This is a genomic window from Chlamydia abortus, assembly GCF_002895085.1.
Classification (GTDB): Bacteria; Chlamydiota; Chlamydiia; order Chlamydiales; family Chlamydiaceae; genus Chlamydia; species Chlamydia abortus.
Map to the genome: position 1 here is coordinate 573,756 of NZ_CP024084.1, position 22,062 is coordinate 595,817.

Genomic DNA, 22,062 nt, shown 5'->3' on the forward strand with positions numbered 1-22,062 from the left:
CATGTTTATAGTGATTGAGGGATGTGAAGGGTCAGGAAAAAGCTCTTTAACACAACTTCTAAAAGATAAGCTTATGGCTGAAGGGAAAGCAGTTGTAGCGACGAGAGAACCAGGGGGCTCTTCCCTAGGTGAACGCGTGCGTGATTGGATTTTAGACCCCTCTACAACAGAGCTGTCTCCCTATACAGAGCTGTTTCTATTTCTTGCAGCACGTGCGCAACACATAACTGAAAAAATACTACCAGCTTTAGAATTGGGGAAAATTGTGGTATGTGACAGGTTCCATGATTCTACAATTGTCTATCAAGGGATCGTTGGAGGGCTGGGTAAGGAATATGTGACCAATCTCTGTCATTCTGTGGTAGGACAAAAAAAAATTCTTCCCAATCTTACCTGCCTTTTAGATATTCCTGCTGATGAAGGACTAAAAAGGAAACAACAACAAAAGTCTTTTGATAAGTTTGAAAATCAGTCTTTGGCGTACCATACAAAAATCCGCGAAGGTTTTTTATCTCTTGCCGAATCACGTCTTGACAGCTATCTTGTTTTAGATGCTCGACAACCTATAGAGGAATCACTTAACAAAGTTATGACCGCTTATACAGAATTAGCCTTATGCAAGTCGAAGGAAAGATAACGAATAAACCTTGGGAAGCTTTACTTGATAACATTAATCAAGGTAAGGTAAGCCATGCTATTTTATTGCACGGAAGCTCGTTATCGATTCTTTCTCAATATGCTTACACCTTAGCCTCTCATATTCTGCTAAGAGATACCCCTGAAGCACAGTATAAGATTTCCCAAAAAATACATCCTGATATTCAAGAGTTTCTGCCTTCTGGAAAGGGACGATTGCATTCTATAGAGATTCCTAGGGACATTAAAAAACAGATCGCCATACTTCCCTATGAAGGCCACTATAAGATTTATATTATTCATGAAGTAGATCGTATGACTTTACCTGCGATCTCCGTATTTTTAAAAGTCCTCGAAGAGGCTCCATCTCACAATGTAATTCTACTGACGTCTGCAAAACTTCAACGTATACCAGCAACGATTCTTTCACGGAGTTTATCCATACATATTCAAGGACAAGACAAGACTCTCCCTAATGAAGAAGAAATCGCCTATCTACTCAAGTATGCCTCAGGAGAAATGAGTATTACAGAAGTAGGAAAAATAGTTAAAGGTAGTGTAGATACAGATAAACAAGTGCTCAGAGATAAAGCTAAATACCTTTTAGAGGTTCTTTTAACATTATTTAGAGATAGATTTATACTTTCTTTAAATGTAAGTGCGAGTGCTATGACTTATCCGCAATACGCTAAAGGTATTCTTAATCTGCCTGTACTTCCTCTTGAAAAGGTACTTGTGATTATAGAAAAAGCCTATCAAGCTTTGGATAATTCTTCATCAGCGACAAGCTGTATGGAATGGGTAGCCTTACAACTTGCTTCACTGAATCATCGCTCTTCGATATTAACTGAACGTACTTGTCCATAGGGGAAGGGTTTCCTGCATTTTTTGTAAAACAAGAGCAGGAATTTCATGCCCGCCATTAAAAGAAATAAACTCTCCATGTAAACGTGAAGATAAGAGCTTGTTTAGCCGTTCCCCATGGTAATAAGGCAAAATAGCATCTTGATATCCGTGACTTTGAATAAAAGGCACCTTAGCACATAAATGTATATTATTTTCCCAGCCTTTATCTAATAGTAAAGCACCAGAACAAATTAAAGCGCCTCGATAAGGGATTTTTGAAGATAAAATCAGATGCGTGGTGATCATGGCACCTTGGCTGAAGCCTCCTAGAATAATATCGTATCGTGGACGATCCAACTCTTCAATCAGGTTTTCTAAAGCTGCTTTTGGTTTCTCAAAATCTATATTGAATAACTTTTGGTATTGTTCTTCTGTTTCCGGGGTAATATCCGGATTAGAAATCAAGCTCTGAAATAACGGAACGTCTAAAGGAAACCAAGCCCTTCCACCCCCAAATTCATAAGAAAGTTGTTCAATACCATGAGGAAATACCCATGTAGGACGTATACCTTTAAAAGGACATGCCGAAGGGAAAAATGCTAAATTGTCAGCATTTGCGCCGTAGCCATGACAAAAGATAATCACAGGATCATCAGGATCCCCAGGACAGACTATGGAATCTAATCCAGCAAACTTACGACGAAAAAATGAATACTCCATGAATGCTCTCAAAAGTAACTTACGGTAAAAATTGAGACCAAATTAGTCGGATTGATTTTAGAGATCAAGGGTTTCTTTGAACCAATAAGATATAGAAAAATTTATAATTTTTTCTTCTATAGAGGAAATAATTCATGTCATTTGTTTTAAATCACTTTAATACTTCTTATGAAATAGATTCTATATTGAAAAAATTGGATTTAGAAATATGTCTGTGTTAAAGTCTCCTATAAAAATACCACCCATTTCAGTGTTTTGCAGAGAAATATTAGGGAATGGTTAATTCTGGAGTTTTTATGTCTGACACAGATCCAGATGTTTTTTTACAACAAGCTGCAGATTATTTAGATCAAGGCAAGATTGTAGCCTTCCCTACAGATACAGTTTATGGTTTGGGGGTAGCATTAAATTATCCGAATGCCGAAGAGAAAATCTACGCTTTAAAGCACCGGGATAGGGGAAAATCGTTGGTCGTGTATGTGAATACTATCGAGGATATGGAAAAATTCTCGGGATGTACATTGTCAACACGCGCACTTAAGTTATCACAGAAATTCCTTCCTGGGCCTTTGACTTTGCTCGTTGACCATAAAAACCCTAGATTTCACCAAGAGAAACTAGGATTTAGGATTCTTTCTATTCCCATAGTGAACAAGCTCATCGATCTCGCGGGCCCGCTACTTGGCACTTCTGCAAACATTTCTAATTTCCCTCCAGCAATTACCTCTAATGAAGTGACGGAAGACTTCTCTCAGGAAGATATTTGTGTGATTCCAGGCTGTTGTTCCTACGGATTAGAGTCTACTGTAGTCTCTGCAGATCCTCTAAAGGTCTATCGTGAGGGAATGGTTCCTCGTCAAGTCATCGAAGACGTTGTAGGGGAAAAGGTAGAGACTTGCTTACACACACGTCACGTATTTTCTCAACACATACAAGTTTATACAGTTAAAGATGAAGATGCTCTCAACAGTTTTCTTGAGAAAAACTCTCGATTTCAGGGGGTCATCTGCAACAACCCTAAACCACGTGATTTTTACCCTACCCTAAGACAAGCATTAAGATCTGTCGAACCTGTAGCGGTATTTATCTATGATCCGGAAACATCAGCTTATCCGGAGCTCATCCCCTACCTCATTCCGTATAGTTATACATCCCCTCGGTGAACGTCATGATCATAGATATGCACTGCGACCTTCTTTCTCATCCAACTTTTTCCTCTGAGGATCCTTGCGTGCGCTGCTCTCCAAGTCAATTACTCTCTGGGGGAGTAAGAAAGCAAGTGTGTGCTATATTTACTGAGCATAGCGAGAGCTCTCCAACCGCTGATACACAAAATCAACGATTTTTTCACCTTCCTGATGCGGATCATCGTATCCGATTAATTACTTTTGACTCTGATAACGTCAATCATGACGCAGGGGAAAATACCCTCTCTATTATTCGTAGTATAGAAAATGCTTCGGGATTAGGTTCGGATTCTCAACACCTCAGTAAGCTATTTACAAAACTTCTAGATCTCTTTTCTATGGGGCCTATTGCTTATTTGGGGATTGTATGGAACGGAAGAAATCGTTTTGGCGGAGGAGCTTTTGACCCCTATAAACTTACCTCTGATGGGAAACGTTTATTAGAAATTATGCACCAATTGGCTATTCCTATAGACCTTAGCCATTGTTGTGATCAACTCGCCGATGATATTCTAGACTATACTGTAGACAAACTTCCTAATATGCAAGTTCTCGCTAGCCACTCTAACTTTCGATCAGTACAAAATATCCCCAGAAATCTTACTGATGCCCATGCAAAAGAAATCGCCTCTAGAGGAGGGGTCGTTGGTTTAAATATCGTAAATTACTTTGTGGGGTCTTCTTTACAAGGATTACAACAGCATATCTATCATGCTGAAAAATTGGGAATTATAGATCAACTTGTCCTAGGAACAGATTTTTTCTATTCTGATGAAAAAGAAAAGTTTTTCCCAGAGTGCTCTACAGCCCAAGATTATCCCAATATCTCTCGAATTTTATCCGATAATTTAAGTAGGGAATCTGCAGAAAAAGTCTTCTGGAAATCTGCTCAACAATTCTTAAATCAGACGATTCGTCTTCAAAAAGAACGAAGGAATATGTGTTTAGATATATAAAAAAAACCCGAGGCATTGTGCCCCGGGTTTGTGACGAGAGAGCTATATGCAGAAGAAAGAATCTTAAGATTCTTCTTCGTTAGCCTCTTCAGCTATTTCAGTATCGTTCTCGTCGCTATCTTGATCGCCTGGATCCGGTTGATCACTTGAAGACGCACTCCTAGAAGTTGGGGTAACAGCTCCAGAGGAGGACTTTTTAAATTTACTGAATAGGGCGGCAATGCGATTGCTACGTTCTGTTGGGCTACCAGAATGCCCATTTAATGAAAACGTAGAACTACTTTTTCTTAAAGGTCTAGGAGAAGAAGGGGGGAGAGTCGAAGGGGTAGGTGCTGACAACTGCCTTTGTATTTGTCTAATTGTTTCTTGAGCTGCGTCTAATTCTTCCGTTTTTGTCGCTAATATGCGTGTTAATCTCGTGATTTCAGAATCATGATCGGTGGTAAGCCGTTCCATTAAATCTTGCTGACTAGCAATAGCTCGATCAAGATTTTCGGATGTTTCCTGAAGTTGAGACGCTAACTCTCTAACTCTAGCCTCTAACTGTCCTGCCTTAGCTTGTTCACCTTCTAAAGCACCTCGAGATCTTTCAAGTTGTTCTTCTTTTTGACTGAGGCTTTCTTCCGTAGCTTGTAGGCGCGCTTCAACTGCCACTAAGCTTTCACGAGATTGAGTGAGTAGTTGTGAAAATTCGTCTAGACGAGTTTGCAGGTCACTTCCCAATTCTTTTGTAGTTGTTAGTTCTTGAGAAATTTCTGCAAGTTGTGCTTGAGATGCACTCACTTCTCCTTGCAATCGGTTAACCTCTTCTGTTTTCTGCTCGACTACTTGTTTCATATTAATAAGTTCAGTAGCCAAAACGACTTCACCCTCATTATTCGCCTGTGGCTTTTTAAGAATACGAAGAGCCACTCCAAAGGAAGCCAAACTCGTTCCAAGGGCAAGAACCGTTGCTCCTAAAGCAATAGAAAATCCCGCAGGTAAACTTGTAATTGTTAAGGTTAAGAGTAAAATACCGGATATAACTAAAATAATACCCACAGCAATAAGGGTCAAACTCACAGTCTTGCGACTAACGTGAGAGTTTTGGCAAATCCGATTTAATACAGAAACCCTTTGCAACGCCTCTTCATGAGAGGAGGACCTTAATATAGAAGGTATCATATCTGAAACTATTTAAAAATAACAAAACCAGTAGGATTTTAACAAATTCATTATTATTTTTTTAGAAAAAAGAAAAATTAAATAAATCTTTATAATAAATTGTTTAACTACAAGCAAATAATGAGATGAACCGTAATTAAAAGAATTAAAAGTTTTTCTTTGACTAAAAATAAGACCTATTACATAGCATCCAGTTCTTCTGAAGCATCTTCGAATGAGTCTTCATATTCATTGCTCTCAGAAAGAAGGCGAGAGGTTTCATCTTGAAGTTCTGTGTGCTCATTCATAGATTGAGGAAAGGTAAGGGCTGGTAAGCCAGCATGCGCATGATAAGTCGTGGAGGATGTAATGAAAAATCGTGAGAGTGAAGAGACGGATGAAGAAATCGTATCGAACCAGGTCGAAGTCACTTCTTCTTTGGGTTGAGGAACGGGAGTCGCTTCTAAAGTAGAAATACGATTTTGAAGATAACTAATTCTGACACTCTGTGTGGTAATCTGAGTTTGTAAATCTAGATTTCTTTGATTGGCTTGTTCTAAATTACTCTCTAATAGAGTTGAGCAAGATTTTGCACTTTCTACTACGCGTTCCGCAAGCTCTTTTTCGGCCTTTCGTTCTTGCTGTTCATACTGCATCAAATAGAGATGAGAAATGCCTTGAGCACTCAAGCTGAAGGTACGTATATCCTGAATTCCTCCAACAAATAAAGCGGCTCCTGTAATACCCAAACCTAGACTGATACCCGAGCGGAACCAGGTAGTTAAAAGAAGTTGGGAAATGACAGCATCCACTATACAGCCTATACCCAGAACGATTTTCATCATGGCGATGACTGTTCTTACTTTCCCCATAGGGTGTATTCTACCGTATGTGAGAATATCTAAAGAAGAAGGGAAGAGAATGGAAAGAATGGGATCTGTATTCTTTTCTTGGGGCACAGGCAATCCGTGTTCCCTGAGAACATGTCTAATCTCTAAATAATTTTTCCTCCAGATTGCGTTTTGATAGTAAACGATCTTAAGACAGTAGGCGATGGCTACTGAACCTATAACTATTCCTGATACGCCTAAAGGGATACTTAGAGCCGAGGCCAGTCCTAAAGGAAGAATCAATACACAACTGGCAACTATAAGAAGAATGGTTCCTAGAGCAAGAGCTGTAGTAACGGCGAGAAAAGTTTGTCGCTCATTTTTAATGAAATTAAGATTATTTGCTAATATGGAAATAGTTTTAACTTCATTATCTGAATTTTTAAATTGAATTTCAGGAGTAACAATCATAAGTTTAAGAAAAAATACTAAAAAACAATCATGTTACCACCTCATTATAAATGATGTAAATCTAATTTTATTTACAAAAAAAGAAGATTAGTTTGCGTATTCTAATAAACGCAACAAAATATCCTGCTATTCTTTTTTTTAAAATAATAGCTAAATTTTTTTTGAAATAGTTGCCTACATTTGGATTTAGTTAGAAGATCAGTTATACGATTGGCTCTTGTGATGAGAAAAAATGATGTCCACAGCTTCCTCTGATGAATCTACGAGGTACAAATATCCCGGACATGTATGCGTATAATGTAAGTTTTTCATCCACTCTACTAAAGGCCCCCAAAACTCCATGTCTACAAGAACAACAGGATGGGGCACCTCTAGGTATCTGAAGTTGTCCAGGGCAAAAAAACATTCACTTACGGTACCTAGCCCTCCAGGAAACACGATACATCCAGAAGCTTTGCCAACCATTCCTTCTAAACGATGAGAGATATGGGAAACCTGTAAACAGTTGTCTTTGGGTATATGATCATTCAACTCCTCACCCTTTAAGATAAATCCTAAAGATGTCCCCTCAGCTCGTACAGCACCAGCATTAGCCGCTTCCATAATTCCCGGACCTGCTTCAGTAACTACAGAGTACCCATGTTTAACTAACCCATGTTTAACTAATAGATATCCTATAGTCTGAGCTTTTTTATAATTTTCATCTGTAGGGCAGAGACCACCAGCGACAACTATCCAGGGACCATGATCTTGATGAAATTGTGTAGCGGAAATGATCTGCTCACAATCGTGAATATCCAGAGCTTCCCAATTTTGAGAAGAACCGACGGTAGGGGAAATACACAGTAATAATGTGAAATAAAAATAAAGAAATCGCATTCTATAGAACTAATCTTATTAATAAATGGATTACTATATATAATCCCCGATATTTAATTAACAAATACTATAAAGATAGAGCAGGGGGAAATTAGTTTATAAACTTTACACTATTTTAGTTATACGGTAGCGTGTATCTCTCACCCTATTTTAGGATAGGCATTTGTTATCCACAGACTTGAGAAATTAAAAATGTTTTCCTTGCAGATAAAATATTTCAAACAATTATTAAACATAAAATACGCGGTATTTTCTGCCTTATTTCTTTCTGCGACTACGGTATTCGCTCTAACATTCCCTGAAATAGCATTAGGATTTAGTGAGAAAGGACTTTCCACTATACTCATAGGTGGATGTGCTTTTCTATGTGCTAGAACTGTAGGTATACTGGTAAACCAGATCATTGATCGTGATATAGATAAGAAAAATCCGAGAACCGCTTTTAGAGTGTTACCCGCGAAAAAATTATCGATAAATTTTGTTTTCTTCATCACAGTACTGGCATCCTTATGTTTTCTAGTTCCCTGTATATTTATAAGTAAAGAATGCTCCTGGCTCGCCTTATTCGCTATTCTACTTATGATTATTTATGCCTATGCAAAACGTATCACCTACTTGTGTCATTGGATCTTAGGTCTTATTTATTACCTTGCGATTCTTATGAATTTCTATGCTTTATCTTCAGGGCCTCTCTCTTTAAAGATGTTCATCATAGCCTCCCTATGGGGAATAACGGCTGCTATGATCATTGCGGCCAATGACATTATCTATGCTATTCAAGATTTAGAGTTTGATAGGGCAGAGAAGCTCTATAGCATTCCTGCATGTTTTGGGAAAGCAAAGGCTATTCGTATTGCTTCAGTATGTTTACTACTCAGTTTGCTATCTTATGTCGCTATGGCCGTGCTTGCATCCTTTAGTAAATTAGGGCTTATATTGTCTCTACTCCCTGTATTCGTTATTGGGAAAACCATCAAAAACTATTACGTATTGGATAAGAAACATGTGAATCTCGAAAGATGTTTTTTCAAAGGAAACATCTACCTTGCTTTATCCTTTTTTATCGTCATGATAAGTTTATTAATTTCATAATCGATGGATACGAATGAAACGTTATATCGTAGGGATTTCAGGAGCTTCAGGAATCGTATTAGCCGTGAAACTCATAGAAGAACTATCTAAAATGCAACATGATGTTGAGGTTATTCTTTCTCCAGCAGCAATGAAAACGCTCTATTATGAATTGGATACCTCTTCTTTGCTGTCTTTAATTCCTAAAGAAAACCATCGGTATATTCACCAACACAATATCAAGTCTATAGAAAGCAAATTGGCTTCAGGGTCCTGTCGTGTTGATGGGACGATTATCGTTCCATGTAGTATGGCTACAGTAGCCGCGATTTCCATAGGCTTAGGAGATAACCTGTTAAGAAGAGTTGCTGATGTCGCTTTAAAGGAACGAAGGAAGTTGATCTTAGTTCCTAGAGAGAGCCCATTGCATTCCATCCATTTAGAAAACTTATTAAAATTATCGCAAAATGGGGCCATCATCTTGCCTCCGATGCCTATGTGGTACTTCAAACCACAAACGATTGAAGATATTACTAACGATATCGTCGGAAAAATTCTCTCTTTGCTAGATATAGAGAGCAATTTAGAAAAGATTTGGCTCAACCCAGCTTAATTGGTACGTTTACCATTGATGACTTCGTGAAGATTTTCAATAGCGATAAAAGCATAAGGATCTTCTCTGTGAACGATTTCTTTAAGTTGTGAAAGCTGTAAACGCTCTACAACAATATAAAGGATGTTTCTAGGTTCTCCAGAATAGCCACCTTCGGCTTGAATATAGGTAAGACCTACTCCCAAGTTTTCCATAAGGATTTGCCCTAGTTTTCTTGGGGATGAGGTGATGATGGTAACAGATTTCGTATCTTCAAGACCTAGAATGACCATATCCATAACTTTCGTTGCAATGCCGTAAGTTAAGAAGGATACGAATGCCGTATGCCAATTCTGATAGACAATACCTGCCAAAGCAAAGATAAAAAAGTTTACGAAAAGGATAACCTGGCCAACAGTGTATCCTCTTTTTTTATTTATAATGATACCCATAATCTCGGTACCATCGGTAGATCCTCCGTGACGGATGATCAAACCGCAACCGACTCCTATAATGGCTCCACCAAACACGACGGTTTCCATCTCAGAGCCTTTAAAAACTATAGGGCTAAATCCAAACCATAATGGTAGGGAATCAATAAGCCATAGGGCACATGAAAAGATGATCACAGCCGTCATCATTTGAATGACAAAGTACTTACCAATCTGTTTAAAGGCTAAAATAACAAAAGGTAGATTGAATAGTACTAAGCAAAACGGCAAATACTTATGACCGAAGAAATGTGAGGCAATCAGGGATAAACCTACGATACCACCATCGATAAGTTCATTTGGAACTAAAACCATTTGAACTCCACAAGCAGCTAAAAACCCTCCAAGAATAAACCAGCTTAGAGTCTTGGAAAAGTACAGAGGAAAGCTAAACTTCGTTAAACGAGTTCCATGGGGCATTTTCAACCTCTGATTGTATGTTCGCGAGAGACGGGGCTTGAACCCGCAACTTCCGCCTTGACAGGGCGGTGCTCTAACCAATTGAACTACTCCCGCAAATGGACACGACAGGATTTGAACCTATGACCCCCTGTGTGTAAGACAGGTGCTCTAACCGCTGAGCTACGCATCCAAACAAGATTAGGTGCATAAGTTAGCAGAAGAAATAGTTTAATCACAACAATTTTCACTCTGACAATTAAGAAAGCTTGTTGTTCTCAGTAAAAGTGCGAGAAAGACACACCCTAAGATATTTCCGTTAGCATTTTTGATTTTAAGAAAATGCGAAGATACAAAGACCATGATCTATTGTAATTTGCTTTGTTTCTTTAGAGAAAAGATGGATAAATTTAAAAAAAGATCTAGAAGAACTCCATTGTGTTCTTAAACAAAAATTTCTCTTGTTTTTCGAGTACACGGAAACTGCGCGTAAGATTCAAGAATCTATAGAATAGATCGGTAGAGATCGTGTTCTACCGATATTTTCATAGGGAATACTCAGCGGGATTCTCTCAGTTTAATCCAAGAGTGTGGCACCTGATGCAGAGCTAATAAAATTATCAAAGGCTTCTTGTAACTGTTGAAACTTTGTTTCGCTAATCAAAGCTAAGGGAGAATTTCTTACAAGTAAAGGAACCACGGTGATGTAATTTTCTAAAAGAGTTCGGCACTCATCAGAAATATCTTCATCCATGACTATTTGACAATCACTTAAAGAAAAGAACTTACGTTTTCCATCATCGACGAGAAGCTTGGGCATGCCGCAGGCATATTCTTTTCCTGTAGTCACAAGGCGCATGCCTTTCCACTCTTCGTTACGTTCACTAGCAGGGAAATTTACATTAAAGCCTGATAAAATGGGGAAGGGCATCGATAAAGCATATAAAGAGAGTTTCTTTAGTATTTCAGGGGCATGGACTTCCTGAAAGAAAGAAATGTGTTGTTCTTGAGAAAAAGCTATGGAGGGGACACCTGATAAAATGGCTTCCATAGCAGCTCCAGCAGTGCCAGAATAAAAGATATTTCTTCCTGCATTAGATCCATGATTGATTCCAGACAGTACAAGATCAGGCAGAGCATTGCGGAATAGATCACCTAAAGCTAGCTTAACGCAATCTACCGGGCTACCAGAAACAGCCCAGGCGCCAGCAACAGGCTGAGGATAGTCGACCTTTTCTATAGAGACCGGTTGTGTGTAGGAAAACGACATGCTTTTCCCTGATTGTTCCGTAGCAGGAGCAACTATATAGAGATCAGCAAAGTCTGCTTTTAATAAATTTGCAACTAAAAGACTCATTCCTTTAGCGGAAATGCCGTCATCATTAGTTAACAGAATTTTTAATCTTCTGTGCATAAAATTACCGAAATAAATAAATCTTACTATAATTAAAATAGTAAGATTAATCTATAAAAATATGTTTAATTAATTTTGTTTTTTTTTGAGCTTTCGACAACCCATGTTGTTCAATAGCGAGAGCAATATTATGTCTTGCTTGAGGAAAAACATCTTCTAATAATTTTAATGCTTCTTCTGTTTTTGTTCTTAAAGATACCACTGGACAACGACAAGTAACTCGAGCGAATCCACTTTCCTTAGCGAATTTTCTTATGTAAGATTCAGGAGTGAATATTAAAGGGCGTAAGATAGTAATCCCAAAGTGAACCATATCTAAGACCGGTAACATTCCGGCAAATTCTGCTTTATGTAAGAGATTCATCAAAGCTGTTTGGACTACATCATCACGGTGATGACCAAAAGCGACGGCAGTAGCCCCCACATCTTTTGCGGCTTGGAACAGCAAACGCCTTCTAACTTGAGAACATGAATAACACTCTGGCACTTCAGGGTCATAGGGGGAGGTTACCGAACTATAGGGAACGTGAATTTTATCACAAATATTCGCTAGATACTGCTTGCTTACTTCGGAACCGCAAGAATATTTCCCTCCGATATTGACAGCATAAAGATCAAGTTTTGGAAAGCCTCTCCCAGAAATAGCTTTAAGCATTAAAAGCAAAGAAAGGCTATCTTTGCCTCCACTAAGAGCTACCACGATCTTGGTATGATTTTCCAACATGGAATAGGTATACAAAGCTTTACGTACTAAGCTTTCTATACGTTTTCCAGATTTAGTCCACGGGGGGTGTACATGTAGAATAGACATACAAAAATAGTAAAAGGATAGAATAAAGCTTGCAATACCATACTAATTTTGATGAAAACTTGTAATTGGTTTTTATCCTTATCTTATTTAAACTTTCCTTTAAAAGCCTTGCTTTGAGAACAATTGTATGACAAAAAAAGTTAACAGAAATGATCCGTGCCCGTGCGGTTCTAATAAGAAATATAAGCAATGTTGCCTTAAGAAAGACAGTCAGCCAGCACGCTATACCTCAGAAGGCAAGTTCAAATTTTCTGCAGAAGTTGTAAATCCGAATACAGCAGGCAATAGCTGCACACAACTGTTCCAACGTCTTTCTGGAAGCATCTCATCTGAACAAAAGCAAGTGGTTGATAAGTATTACGAAATTACTAAAAACAAGACTCCGCTGGGAAAGAAAACCATTAAAAAAGCTAAGTCTAAAGAAGATCGTTTGGTTTCCGAACAATTGAAAAAACATGATTTTCAAGTTATGGATACGAACTTGTCTTTAGATCCTTCCAATAGAGGGGACGACTTTGTTACCGAAGAATTTATTCCTACTCAAGAAGATTATCGTATTTCAGAAAATACTGATTCTGACTTGGAAGAAAATAACCAATAGCGTATAAATTGACTTCTTATTGTTTAACTAAAGTTTTCTCTTCAAGCAATAGGTTTACGATTTTCGCTGGAGTAGCTCAATTGGCAGAGCATTCGATTTGTAATCGAACGGTTGAGGGTTCAAGTCCTTTCTCCAGCATTCTATGGGGGTGTCGCATAGCGGTCAATTGCATCGGACTGTAAATCCGACTCCTTACGGATACGTTGGTTCAAATCCAGCCGCCCCCAAGATTTCCTTCATCGCATCTCTTTCTTTGTATTATCATTTTTATTTATTATATCCAATTAATTTTTATCATAATTAAACTAAACAGATTAAAAATTGACCTATAATTTATTATCTGATTTTTATTAGAAAAAAAATCGGAATAATAAATGACTACTTCTAATAATAACACTAATGATTGTTATTTTTCTGTAGATTCGACTTTTGAAGGTGACGTTGCTGCTGGCAACGTACAGACTAACAACGTCTCATCTCAAAGTATAGAATCCACGAACAGCTTAGTTGTAAATCCTCCTGGAAAATCAACTTTTTTAGGAACAATCACTGTGGAAGGACTTACTTCAGCTAACGACCTGAGTATCACTGGCAGCGATGTATCTGTAAATTTGCACGGTAATAGATTGAGTAACGTTGCCAGACCTTCAGCCCCGTCCTCTCCAGTCCCGGCAAATTATATACGTTCTCCAGAGTACTTTTTCTGCTCACTCAATGAGTTTGGAAGGATCAACATTAATACACAGCAACCCGTTCCCATTCTCGGCCCCGATAGGCTGGTCTACCAATCGCAAAATATTTTCTCCCACATACGCTTTGTAGACTACCCTTATGGAGCTTCAAAAGTCACGTATCCAGGATCCCACTGGGTGCAATTATTAAGCAAAGGCATCTACATGATCGATTACGGCATTAATAAACGCTGGGGATGGAATAATGGCTGGGGAGGCGACGTGCATCTGAAAAATGCTTTAGGCACGATTTATAGCAGCAATACTATCTATAGTGGGGGAGGATACTCTGGATTTGCAAGTTTATCTACAGCTTTTCGTGTCTCTAATCTAGCTAAAGATCCAAATGGCACTATAACAAATAATGCAAAAGACAGCATAAAAGAAAATTTATTCTGCGCACAGCTAACAACTAATTGGACAGTTTTAAGTGCTTTTTATTTTGGAATCATTTTCTACCCAGACCAAGGGGAATAGCCATGGATGATAAAGACAAAACTATTTCTAGATTCACATCAGATAATCCTAATAATCAAACTAGAGAAACTAATTTCGATGCGACAGGAGTTAAAGACCAAAACCTCTACCTAGAGAATGCTACGTTAAACATTGAAGGCAATTTAAATATCGAAGATGATTTTGATGCTGAGACATTAACTGTAACAAAGGACGTAAATGCAAACTGTGATTTCTTTGCTGGTAGTGAACTCTCAGGAAACAATGGGTTTTCTTTGCGTGAGACAGTTTTAAATGGGGACATCAGCATTAACGCCTCTCGAAGTTCGAGTATTGGGAATATCTCAGACCCCCTTTCTCAACGCGACGCTTTAACATTCAACTACTATAAAAAAAGCTCCGTACAAGCCTATACCTGTATGTTAGACCATCGCGGTACATATAACATTCCTGCACATTCTATTTTAGATTTAAAAAGCGGAACTTCAAAAGATATTGAAAATTACACATCGATGTATCGCAACTACTTCTATGTGGAGGGTAAGGATCTTGTGATTAAAACTCCAGGAATCTACCAGGTCACTTTTGAAATCACTAGAATGGGAGGGCAGCACTCAGGAAATGATGAAGTGAATTTATTTTTAAGGCTGGATCAAGGCAGTCAATTCGAGAACTTGTGCACAGCAGACACTCGAGGCCATTATCCTACAGATAGGACATCCACGGCCTTGTATGCAATTTTCTCTGTTTCAGATATCTCTTCACAACCTACCGTCAGAGTCTATACACATGCTCATATACGAAGTATGTTTTCTACGATAAGTGTGATTTGGTTCCCATTTGCATCAAGATTTCCTGAGGAGGATTAAAATATGTCAACACCTAAAACTAATATTAGTTTACCTACATTTGTTCGTTTTAATATCTACTCTAAGGATCTATCAGAAGAGAAAAAAAAACGGGCTATAACGGTATCGAAAACAATAACAGCCAAAAACACTAACCTTCAAAACCTAACTTGCACAAGCGGGAACCTTAACTGCAAGCAGGACCTATTTGTTAGTGGGAACATGAAGATTAATGCAGGGACGAACAACCAAACAAACTTCTTTGGTAGGGTAAACCTGAGCAATCATACCATCTTATGCGACCAACAAGCATATAGCACTAATATTCACAAATTGCCGCAACAATATGTCCCTTATCATGTTTTTCAAAGTAATAAAACTGCAGTTTCTATGCGTTCTGTTGTTTCCAGAGGACATGTAGGCCGCGGGGACGTAAAACGTGGTGTGTGGATTCCTTGGGATAAATTTGAAACTAAAGTTGAACAAGAAGGGAATCCTCAGGTGTATGTAGGCAAAGGGGTCAACTCTTGTTATCTGTATTTTCATGCCACCCAAGACAATCCTCAACTTTTCCGTATTAGTATCGTTATGTCAAAGCACGGCGGCTGGTTGGATAACGGAACTGGCGGAGAGTGTGTGTTAGTCGCGGTTGTTAATGACAAAGAGACACTTTTACAAGGATCTACGTGTTCAGGAACAAGTTACTATAGACCTAAACCTATGGAATGGATTGCAACCACATTTCTGGCAAGAGGTAATGGGCATTTCATACTGAAAAACTTATCGTATGCTTGGCGGGTAGCTTCATTTTCTTGGAACGTAGTGCAGCTGCCTTATTTTCAATAAATATACTCAACTTTTGCCCGGGAACTATTCTCCAGGCACTTTGTTCACAACTCGACCTACCAAGTCATAACCCACATATCCCGTAATTTCGATGAGATAACGTTCTCCGAATCCCGAAACTAAACGAGCTTCATTCACAATAATGCAAGAATCTACCTCTGGAGCTTGACCATAAAAACGTGCGGTGAGTAAAAATTCACTATCTGGATGGTATCCATCAATAACAGCTTCCACAATTTTCCCTACAAACTGCTTATTATGTTTCTCGACATTTTTCTTCTGTGTTTGAGAGAGAATCTTTAATCTCTTTGATTTTACGCTCTGAGGGATTTGGTCTGGCATCTCAGCAGCTAAAGAACCTTTTTCTTGAGAATAAGAAAAGATACCTAAGTTATCGATCCATCCTTCTCCAACAAAATTGACGAGCTCCTGGAATTCTTCTTCCGTTTCTCCTGGGAATCCAACAATGAGTGACGAACGAATATAGATATGGGGAATGCGTGTACGCAACTTAGTTAATAAATCTAAAATTTGTTCTCGAGATGTTGTTCTTAACATCTTTTTTAATACCCGATTATTGATATGTTGAAGAGGAATATCAACATAAGGGAGGAGGCGCTGATCTTTTTCCATAAGATCAATAAGAGTATCATCTACTTCATCGGGATACAAATAGAGCATTCTAATCCAATAATTTCCAGGCTCCTTAAGCATCTCTCTTAATACACTATATAAACAAGATTTGCGATCCTTAGACAGATCTTTACCATAGTCACCCAAATCTTGAGCAATGAGAATGATTTCTTTAACGCCCATTTTTAACAATAAGCGAAATTCTTTCATCACCTGCTCTAAAGGTTTACTTCTTAATCCTCCCTTAATGGTAGGAATAATACAGAAGGCACAGCGCTTACGACATCCCTCAGCTATTTTCAAATAGGCATAGTGCTTCGGTGTGGATAATTTTCTAGGCACTTCCCCCATTTCTAAATAACTTTTAGAAGATAACTTTTCTCCACTTTCCTTAGACTCTATAGCGGATAAGATATGTTCCACATCTCCAGAACCTAAAACATAATGTACATAGGGGAGCCAAGGCTTTAACTCCTCTTTATGCTTAGACACCATGCAACCGGTTAATATAATCTTGGCAGTTTCTTTCTTCTCATTGATGATGCGTTGGAGGTAATCCGTAGATTCATCTCGAGCAGCTTTTAAAAATCCACAAGTATTTAAAATCAAATAATCCGCTTCTCGCAGTAGTTCGGTAGCTTCATAACCAGCTTTTAATAAAATCCCGAGCATTACCTCACTATCTACAAGGTTCCTTGAGCAGCCTAAACTAATAAAATGAATTTTATTTTTTGAAGTTGCCCCTTTAAAAAAAAACTGTTCTTTAGTTGTCATGAGGATTCTCTTGTAATTATGGGGAAGTTTTCTTGATTCTTTTTGAAAATAAATATAGTATCATAAGCGATTTATCATTTTCTTAAAAGGATTCATCAATGGCTAGTAAGAATCGTGAAATCATTAAATTAAAAAGTTCTGAAAGTTCCGATATGTACTGGACTGTTAAAAATAAAAGAAAAACAACAGGTCGACTAGAACTCAAAAAATATGATAGAAAACTGCGTAGGCACGTAATTTTCAAAGAAGCTAAGTAAAAAGATTTAATTTACCTGCTAGCTTCTATTCCAAGTTGTTGAGTAGGTCATGAAATTAGAACTTCTCATTGCTTTTAAGTATCTAATACCAAGAAGAAAAAGGTTATCTTCTGCCATTGTTTCCATATTTTCCATAGGCATTATTTCCTTAGTCACTTGGTTATCCATTGTTTTTATTTCTGTTATCTACGGTTTAGAACAACGTTGGATTCATGATCTTTCCCAGCTTCATTCTCCAGTGAAAATCCTTCCTTCATCTGTTTATTATGATTCCTATTACTATCAGATAGACAGACATGCTGACCTTTCTTTGTATACAACAAAGACCATAGGGGAAAAGCTGGCTTCCTCTCTTGTAGATCCCTATGACCCAAATGTGGACTACTCCTTACCAGAAAACTTTCCCCTACCAGATAAAACTGCAGATGGAAAATTAAAGGATCCTGTAAAAATCGCTTTTGAAGTTCTTAATCCCTATCTAGAACAAAATCACGCCCAACTTTTAGAGTTTGAAGAGGGGATTGGCTATGTACAAATGGACAGAACGGCCCATCCTAACAAATCAGAATCACGAACATTTTCTCAGTTTATTGCCTATCCTTCTGATGAAGTGTATAAAAATCGCGTGCTTCCCTATGAACAAACAGATTATAGTTCCGAGATTTTAAACCCTTTTAATAGCTCTGACCAAGGTTGGGAACAAGATTTTATAAAATTACAAAATACCTATCGAGGAGCTTCGATCATCTTACCTGTGAATTATCGCGATATGGGGTATCGAGTAGGAGATAGGGGAGGGATCAGTATTTTCTCCCCAGAAACTCAGAAAGAAATCCAGCATCCTGTATATGTCATAGGCTTCTATAATCCTGGTTTATCTCCTATGGGAAGTAAAATCGTATTTATTGATATGGATCTAGCTTCTCAAATACGTTCAGAATCTACGGGAATCGGCATGCATAATGGCTTACATGTCTTCTTTCCCAACACTAAACTGATAACACCAATAAAAAAGCAAATTGAAACTATCTTAAGTCAAGCCGGTATACAAGAATATTGGGTAGTATCTTCTCTCTATGATTATCAGTATTTTAAACCTATTTTAGATCAACTACGTAGTGATCAAGTTCTATTTCTCTTGGTCTCTATCATTATCCTGATCGTCGCTTGTTCCAATATTGTGACTATGTCTATTCTCTTGGTCAATAATAAGAAGAAAGAAATAGGAATTCTCAAAGCTATGGGGACTTCTTCTCGTAGCTTAAAAGCTATTTTTGGTCTTTGTGGAGCCTTCTCTGGAGGCATCGGTGTTGTTTTTGGAACAGCTTTGGCGATTTTAACAATGAAAAATCTCTCAATAATTACTAAAGGCTTAAGTTACTTACAAGGCAGAGAAGCATTTAACTCTACTTTCTTCGGTCAAGGTCTTCCTCAAGAAATACATGTGCCGACTATTTTTATGCTAGGTGTAGGCACTTTGGTGTTAGCTGCTATTTCTGGATTATTACCAGCAAGAAAAGTCGCTAAGATGCATGTCTCTGACATTTTAAAAGCGGAATAATTATGCCTCCTCTTATTCAAGCGAAAAATCTGTCTAAGGTTGTTCTACAAAGCAATCAAGATATCGAAATATTACGTAATGTGAACTTTAGCTTACACCCTGGAGAGGTAGTTGCTATTACAGGAGCTTCAGGAAATGGGAAAAGTACGCTCCTTCATCTATTAGGAACGCTAGATACACCGTCATCAGGAGAACTCCTATTTCTAGGAAAAAGAAAAGAAGACTACAATCTACCAGCATTTAGAAACCAATATATCGGGTTTATTTTTCAAAACTTCTACCTCTTGGAAGATGATACTGTAATCAATAATGTATTAATGCCTGCAAGCATTGCGCGACAAAATATCGCTAAAGGATCTTCTGCATTTAAAAAAGCTCTGGAACTCATAGACTCTGTCGGCTTATCTCATAGAACGCACTCTCGCTGTTGTAACCTATCAGGAGGCGAAAAACAACGAGTCGCAATTGCGAGAGCTCTGATCAACAATCCCGCCATTTTACTAGCTGATGAACCTTCAGGTAATTTGGACAATCAAACCTCTGAGTACATTCATCAACTACTTCTATCTCAAGCTCATGATTCACGTGGAGTGCTTATTGTAACCCATAATAAGCAACTCGCACGTCAATGTCATCGTGAAGGAATTTTACAAAACGGAGAACTGATTTTCTAAGACGTCGTCGTTTTGGCTCCCGTTGCAAAGTCTAAAGTATATGTAGGCAAACGCTCTAAAACTTCCTGCCCCAGTAAATCGATGGACCTGTGATAGCGCGCTTGTCTAGTAAAATAATTCACCAGCCTATCCTCAGGATTCCGTACTTCTTGACTCAAAAGAGTTTCCTTATCTAAACTAAGCGCACGAATATCCTGCCATGTGATAAGAGAAATCCTAGGTTCATATAAATGATGTTTCTCATCTGAAACTTCTCCAAGACAGGGAACAGCAAATTTTCGTATTCTTTGTTTATTCCCATCAAGAGCACAGAAATAATCCCAATCATTAGAATGCATACAACGAATTAAATTTAATTGCTCCCAACAAATTCCATGTATACAGATTTCTAAAAGGGTATTTTTAATTCCCGAGAGGAAGTCGACAACATCCACCGCGGCATCCTCATCATGCTCTCTCTTTAGTTCCAAACAATCTTCCGCCACTCTCTCCTTTTCTGTAGCTAATTCCTCATTGTTCCAATCGTGATTTCGAACATAAACAGAAAATTTCTCGTAATCCTCCTTGGATACGGTCTGAGCAAGAAGATAGACATTTTCTGAAAAAATGGTCCCCGTATTATGACAACATCCAGATGTTCCTAACCAATATGCAGCAATTTCTTCGTAAGATGCGCCTGTAAAGGCTCTCTCAGGAACTGCTGGGGCTGATTGTATAAACTTTCTTAACCAATACAAAGGACAATGTTGAATCAACACTAAGTCTAAAGAAACAAGATCGATATCTTCTAGACTATCTACAAACTCCGAAATGCCATATTTATTCCACGCTATTTGTAGTTTTGGAGTGAATTTGCCTAAATACTTATGAGGAGACGTCTCCCTATCGAGTCTCACCTGTTCTAAAGCATCAAGGAGTAGGCGTATCTCTTGAATAGTCAGTTGCTTTTTTTTCAATTACATCACAAAAAACAGGAGGATATTTATCCTTAAATGTTTCTTTAAGTCCTTTAGGAAGGTTTGATCTCAAATAGTTTGTTAGAATTGCAAAAACAAATAAAGCCAAAGCAATACTACCAAAAATCCCAGCCCAAATAAATCCTATAGGGTTGGACATGATAATCGCTGGGATCAGAGCCAGTAGCAAACTGATAGAAGAAATAATCGCCATAACTGTGGCTATGGTCATACGATCTTGAACTCGCTTATCAAACGAATAGGAAGCATGACAACGGCAATCGTTTTTAAAAAGGGAATGTAAAATAATTCCTGGCATAATAAATACCCTAAAACACGCTAGTTTTGATCTTAAAAATTATGATTAAGCTTATGAATTAGAGTTAAAAAAACCCTATAAAGAGACATCTGTAAGCACACGCATTGGACTCAAGGTGTGCTTTCTATCCGAGCATTATAGCAATCAAATAGTTCTACTAAAAACTTTATTGCAATAATGCGTTGCTTATTTCTTATGGAACTGTAAATAAGATTCTTAAAAAAATAGAGGGGAAAGAGCCAACACTCTTTCTGTAAAACAAAAAAAATACATCTATCCTATTTGCCGTAAAATGCTATTGAATAGGACTAATAAATTGAAGTAAGAAATGACTCCTTACAATACCACAAGCACATAAAAACAGATTTTACCTTCCTTTGAAAAGATGATCTATTTACACTTGCAAATACATCTCTTGATTGCTTTTATTGCTTTTTATTTGGAAAAAAAATTGCACAAATTTATAATTCCCCCTTCTGATAAGGCGGTTATATTACTATGGAAAAAAGAAAAGATACGAAAACAACCATTGCCAAAGCATCTGAAGCTCAGAACAAGTCTTGGTATGTTATCGATGCTGCAGGCAAAACCTTGGGAAGGCTTTCTTCAGAGGTGGCAAAAATCTTGCGCGGCAAGCATAAGGTAACTTATACACCTCACGTGGCTATGGGTGATGGTGTTATCGTTATTAATGCAGAAAAAGTGCATTTGACAGGCGCGAAGAAAGGTCAAAAAATATATCGATATTACACGGGATATATTTCAGGAATGCGCGAAGTTGCTTTTGAAAATATGATAGCTAAAAAACCCTCTTATATTATCGAGCACGCAATTAAAGGTATGATGCCAAAAACTCGTTTAGGCAAGCGTCAGGTAAAATCCTTAAGGATACTGAAAGGGGATTATTATCAAGAGTTTAAGTCTCAGAAGCCGATCGTATTAGATGTTTAATTTGGGGTA

General features: G+C 38.0%; 22 protein-coding genes, 4 tRNA genes and 1 pseudogene. 16 read left to right on the forward strand and 11 right to left on the reverse strand.

Going from position 1 to position 22,062, the window contains the following annotated elements:
- Position 1: 1 nt before the first annotated feature.
- Together tmk and CHAB577_RS02630 are read left to right on the forward strand one after the other, a co-directional pair.
- Positions 2-637, forward strand: coding sequence for a dTMP kinase (gene tmk, locus CHAB577_RS02625; protein WP_011097118.1), 636 nt, complete (start codon positions 2-4; stop codon positions 635-637).
- Positions 616-1,503: a DNA polymerase III subunit delta' gene (locus tag CHAB577_RS02630; RefSeq protein WP_041461329.1), complete on the forward strand. Its 888-nt coding sequence runs from the start codon at positions 616-618 to the stop codon at positions 1,501-1,503. The genes tmk and CHAB577_RS02630 overlap by 22 nt, the downstream gene beginning before the upstream one ends.
- Here CHAB577_RS02630 and CHAB577_RS02635 read toward each other — a convergent pair.
- Entirely contained in the window at positions 1,480-2,202 is a 723-nt protein-coding gene (locus CHAB577_RS02635; RefSeq protein ID WP_011097120.1) for an alpha/beta hydrolase family protein, read from the reverse strand. The two genes, CHAB577_RS02630 and CHAB577_RS02635, sit on opposite strands and share 24 nt — an antisense overlap.
- A gap of 296 nt (positions 2,203-2,498) precedes the next feature.
- On the opposite strand from CHAB577_RS02635, the gene CHAB577_RS02640 reads away from it, so the two are divergent.
- A complete protein-coding gene (locus CHAB577_RS02640; protein WP_041461330.1) occupies positions 2,499-3,365 on the forward strand; it encodes an L-threonylcarbamoyladenylate synthase in 867 nt (288 codons plus the stop codon).
- Between the two features lie 5 nt (positions 3,366-3,370).
- Positions 3,371-4,345 (forward strand): membrane dipeptidase, encoded by a 975-nt coding sequence (locus CHAB577_RS02645; RefSeq protein ID WP_035395307.1) that lies wholly within the window; start codon positions 3,371-3,373, stop codon positions 4,343-4,345.
- 63 nt (positions 4,346-4,408) lie between these two features.
- Here the strand turns inward: CHAB577_RS02645 and CHAB577_RS02650 are convergent, their stop codons facing one another.
- The 3 genes from CHAB577_RS02650 to CHAB577_RS02660 form a co-directional block, all read right to left on the reverse strand.
- Positions 4,409-5,509: an IncA family protein gene (locus tag CHAB577_RS02650; RefSeq protein WP_011097122.1), complete on the reverse strand. Its 1,101-nt coding sequence runs from the start codon at positions 5,507-5,509 to the stop codon at positions 4,409-4,411.
- A gap of 179 nt (positions 5,510-5,688) precedes the next feature.
- Positions 5,689-6,789, reverse strand: coding sequence for a CPSIT_0556 family inclusion membrane protein (locus CHAB577_RS02655; RefSeq protein WP_011097123.1), 1,101 nt, complete (start codon positions 6,787-6,789; stop codon positions 5,689-5,691).
- A 198-nt stretch (positions 6,790-6,987) separates the two neighbouring features.
- Positions 6,988-7,668 (reverse strand): LOG family protein, encoded by a 681-nt coding sequence (locus tag CHAB577_RS02660; protein ID WP_011097124.1) that lies wholly within the window; start codon positions 7,666-7,668, stop codon positions 6,988-6,990.
- 192 nt (positions 7,669-7,860) lie between these two features.
- On the opposite strand from CHAB577_RS02660, the gene CHAB577_RS02665 reads away from it, so the two are divergent.
- Positions 7,861-8,760: a 4-hydroxybenzoate octaprenyltransferase gene (locus tag CHAB577_RS02665; RefSeq protein ID WP_011097125.1), complete on the forward strand. Its 900-nt coding sequence runs from the start codon at positions 7,861-7,863 to the stop codon at positions 8,758-8,760.
- Positions 8,761-8,773: 13 nt separating this feature from the next.
- The gene (locus CHAB577_RS02670) at positions 8,774-9,352 is read left to right on the forward strand and encodes a flavin prenyltransferase UbiX (RefSeq protein WP_006344144.1); all 579 of its coding nucleotides are present in this window, start codon (positions 8,774-8,776) and stop codon (positions 9,350-9,352) included.
- Here the strand turns inward: CHAB577_RS02670 and CHAB577_RS02675 are convergent.
- The 5 genes from CHAB577_RS02675 to CHAB577_RS02695 all read right to left on the reverse strand — a co-directional run bounded on the left by CHAB577_RS02675 (position 9,349) and on the right by CHAB577_RS02695 (position 12,446).
- Complete coding sequence (locus CHAB577_RS02675) at positions 9,349-10,242, reverse strand: YitT family protein (RefSeq protein ID WP_006344145.1); 894 nt, start codon at positions 10,240-10,242, stop codon at positions 9,349-9,351. The genes CHAB577_RS02670 and CHAB577_RS02675 overlap by 4 nt on opposite strands.
- 22 nt (positions 10,243-10,264) lie before the next feature.
- Positions 10,265-10,338 (reverse strand) — tRNA-Asp (locus CHAB577_RS02680).
- Between the two features lie 3 nt (positions 10,339-10,341).
- Positions 10,342-10,414: transfer RNA gene (locus CHAB577_RS02685), tRNA-Val, on the reverse strand.
- A 384-nt stretch (positions 10,415-10,798) separates the two neighbouring features.
- A complete protein-coding gene (gene surE / locus CHAB577_RS02690; RefSeq protein ID WP_006344146.1) occupies positions 10,799-11,635 on the reverse strand; it encodes a 5'/3'-nucleotidase SurE in 837 nt (278 codons plus the stop codon).
- A 46-nt stretch (positions 11,636-11,681) separates the two neighbouring features.
- Positions 11,682-12,446, reverse strand: coding sequence for a tRNA 2-thiocytidine biosynthesis TtcA family protein (locus tag CHAB577_RS02695; protein ID WP_011097126.1), 765 nt, complete (start codon positions 12,444-12,446; stop codon positions 11,682-11,684).
- A gap of 127 nt (positions 12,447-12,573) precedes the next feature.
- Here CHAB577_RS02695 and CHAB577_RS02700 point away from each other — a divergent pair, with 127 nt between their 5' ends.
- The 6 genes from CHAB577_RS02700 (at position 12,574) to CHAB577_RS02725 (ending at position 15,928) form a co-directional block, all read left to right on the forward strand.
- The gene (locus CHAB577_RS02700) at positions 12,574-13,047 is read left to right on the forward strand and encodes a YecA family protein (protein WP_011097127.1); all 474 of its coding nucleotides are present in this window, start codon (positions 12,574-12,576) and stop codon (positions 13,045-13,047) included.
- Between the two features lie 65 nt (positions 13,048-13,112).
- Positions 13,113-13,185: transfer RNA gene (locus CHAB577_RS02705), tRNA-Thr, on the forward strand.
- A gap of 6 nt (positions 13,186-13,191) precedes the next feature.
- A tRNA-Tyr gene (locus CHAB577_RS02710) sits at positions 13,192-13,274 on the forward strand.
- Between the two features lie 147 nt (positions 13,275-13,421).
- Complete coding sequence (locus tag CHAB577_RS02715) at positions 13,422-14,255, forward strand: hypothetical protein (protein WP_011097128.1); 834 nt, start codon at positions 13,422-13,424, stop codon at positions 14,253-14,255.
- Positions 14,256-14,257: 2 nt separating this feature from the next.
- Entirely contained in the window at positions 14,258-15,103 is an 846-nt protein-coding gene (locus tag CHAB577_RS02720) for a hypothetical protein (protein ID WP_011097129.1), read from the forward strand.
- Positions 15,104-15,106: 3 nt separating this feature from the next.
- Entirely contained in the window at positions 15,107-15,928 is an 822-nt protein-coding gene (locus tag CHAB577_RS02725) for a hypothetical protein (RefSeq protein WP_011097130.1), read from the forward strand.
- A gap of 24 nt (positions 15,929-15,952) precedes the next feature.
- On the opposite strand, the gene rimO is transcribed toward CHAB577_RS02725, so the two are convergent.
- Complete coding sequence (gene rimO, locus CHAB577_RS02730) at positions 15,953-17,335, reverse strand: 30S ribosomal protein S12 methylthiotransferase RimO (RefSeq protein ID WP_086393191.1); 1,383 nt, start codon at positions 17,333-17,335, stop codon at positions 15,953-15,955.
- Between the two features lie 98 nt (positions 17,336-17,433).
- Between rimO and rpmG the strand changes: the two genes are divergently transcribed.
- Genes rpmG through CHAB577_RS02745 form a run of 3 tightly spaced genes read left to right on the forward strand, consistent with a single transcriptional unit; the run spans position 17,434 to position 19,827 of the window.
- Positions 17,434-17,592 (forward strand): 50S ribosomal protein L33, encoded by a 159-nt coding sequence (gene rpmG / locus CHAB577_RS02735; RefSeq protein ID WP_006343203.1) that lies wholly within the window; start codon positions 17,434-17,436, stop codon positions 17,590-17,592.
- Between the two features lie 49 nt (positions 17,593-17,641).
- Positions 17,642-19,153: an ABC transporter permease gene (locus CHAB577_RS02740; protein WP_011097132.1), complete on the forward strand. Its 1,512-nt coding sequence runs from the start codon at positions 17,642-17,644 to the stop codon at positions 19,151-19,153.
- A gap of 2 nt (positions 19,154-19,155) precedes the next feature.
- On the forward strand, positions 19,156-19,827 hold the full coding sequence (locus tag CHAB577_RS02745) for an ABC transporter ATP-binding protein (protein WP_011097133.1): 672 nt from the start codon (positions 19,156-19,158) through the stop codon (positions 19,825-19,827).
- On the opposite strand, the pseudogene CHAB577_RS02750 reads toward CHAB577_RS02745, so the two are convergent.
- Positions 19,824-21,102 (reverse strand): annotated as a pseudogene (locus CHAB577_RS02750) (DUF1389 domain-containing protein). The gene CHAB577_RS02745 and the pseudogene CHAB577_RS02750 sit on opposite strands and share 4 nt — an antisense overlap.
- A gap of 498 nt (positions 21,103-21,600) precedes the next feature.
- Here CHAB577_RS02750 and rplM point away from each other — a divergent pair.
- Positions 21,601-22,053, forward strand: coding sequence for a 50S ribosomal protein L13 (gene rplM / locus CHAB577_RS02755; protein WP_011097134.1), 453 nt, complete (start codon positions 21,601-21,603; stop codon positions 22,051-22,053).
- The last annotated feature ends 9 nt before the right edge of the window (positions 22,054-22,062 follow it).